Source organism: Bacillus sp. LR--39 (assembly GCF_053613335.1).
Genome location: NZ_JBSIOT010000077.1, coordinates 1 through 1,811 on the forward strand (window position 1 = coordinate 1; position 1,811 = coordinate 1,811).

The 1,811-nt window shown below is 46.5% G+C and carries 1 protein-coding gene; it reads right to left on the reverse strand.

The window, feature by feature from the left end; all coding sequences use genetic code 11:
• Window positions 1-1,700: multidrug ABC transporter ATP-binding protein BmrC (gene bmrC / locus ACWHAR_RS20430; protein ID WP_452087653.1), on the reverse strand; the 1,700-nt coding region annotated here is incomplete at its 3' end.
• Window positions 1,701-1,811 lie beyond the last annotated feature (111 nt).

The window sequence follows — 1,811 nt, forward strand, 5'->3', positions numbered from 1 at the left end:
CGGTACCACCCATTATTGGCCAGCAGTTCTTGATGCGTGCCACTCTCAGCAATGACGCCGCCGTCCATCACAAGGATCAGGTCAGCGTGCTCTACCGCGGATAATCGGTGCGTCAAAATAAATGTCGTCTTTCCTTTGCGGTTTTCTCTGATGTTCTTGATAATTGCAGCCTCTGTTTTGGCATCTACAGCGGAAAGCGAATCATCCAGGATCAAGATTTCCGGATTCGCCATGAGTGCTCTCGCAATCGAAATTCTTTGTTTCTGCCCGCCTGACAGTGCCACGCCTTTTTCACCGACCATTGTCTCCAGACCGGACGGAAGCATGTGCAAATCTTTTTCAAAATGTGCTTCGGCAATCGCTTGCTGAACCTCTTTATCAGTTGCATCCTGTTTTCCGTATAAAATATTTTCTTTTACAGTCCGTGAAAACAGTAAATGATCCTGCGGCACATATCCGATCCACCCGCGGAGCCGGTCAAGAGGGATTTGCTGAATCGGTACGCCTGAAAATGTAATGCTCCCTTCACCTGGAGGGTACTGGCGCAAAAGCTGCTTAATAATTGTCGTTTTTCCGCTCCCGGTTTTACCGGCAATCCCGACAGTCTGCCCTTTTCGCACCGTAAATGAAATATCCTGAAGATTGTCACTTGTTGAGCTTGGATATGTAAAGCTGACATGACTGAAAACGATATCTCCAGGCTCTTTAAGATCAGCGGGCTGTTTTGGATCTGTCACATCCGTTTCATAAGAAAGAGTTTCATTTACCCGATCTAATGACGCATTGCCGCGCTGCATCACGTTAATGAGTTCACCGATTGCAAACATCGGCCAAATCATCATGCCGAGATAAACGTTAAAGGACACTAACTCTCCAAGCGTCAGCTCGTTCCGGAATACAAGAAACGCTCCGTAGCCGAGCCCAATCAGATAGCTTGCGCCGACAAGCAGTTTCACCGTCGGCTCAAACAGTGAATCAATAAAAGCCACTTTCATATTTTTCTGATAAACATCAGCGGTCATTTCATTAAACTGGCGAACATCGTTTGTTTCCTGAACATACGCGCGAATCACCCGCACGCCTGAAACAGATTCCAGCACTCTGTCATTCAGCGCCCCGAACGCGTTTTGGGCCTCAGTAAACCGCTCATGAATTTTACTTCCATATAGACTGATTGCAATCGCCATGACTGGAAGCGGGATAATGGCGGCAAAGGTGAGCTTCCAGGTGATCAAAAACCCCATCGTCAAAAAGATCGTCATCATAAACATCGTAGAATCGACTAAGGTCAAGATGCCAAACCCTGTCGTTAAACTGACGGCCTGAAGATCATTTGTCCCTCGTGCCATTAAATCGCCTGTCCGGTTTTTTTCATAAAACGGCGGCGACATAGTCAGCAAATGCCCCATCAGCTTCGTACGAAGAATTTTCTCCATCAGATTCGCTCCGCCAAACAGCTGATGCATCCAAAAATAAGACATGATATACACGGCCGCCGTTAGCACAAAAAAGATACCGATATAAAACAGCAGCCCTTCCGCAGTAAATGCCCCTGCTTTCATATCATCTATGGCGTTCCCCAAGAGCTTAGGCGGAAACATTTCAATGACATTGACTGCTAATAAAAGGACAATCGCAATCGTATAGCGCAGCCAGTACGCCTTAAAAAACCAGCCAAGCTTTTTCAAAACTGAAAACATCTATCCCCATCTCCTTATCAGCCGCCTTCTATTTTTTCCTTGCAGCTTTTTTCATCCAGTTTGGAACGAACAGCCCTCGCCTCTGTATTTCTCTTCACATCCCATACACCT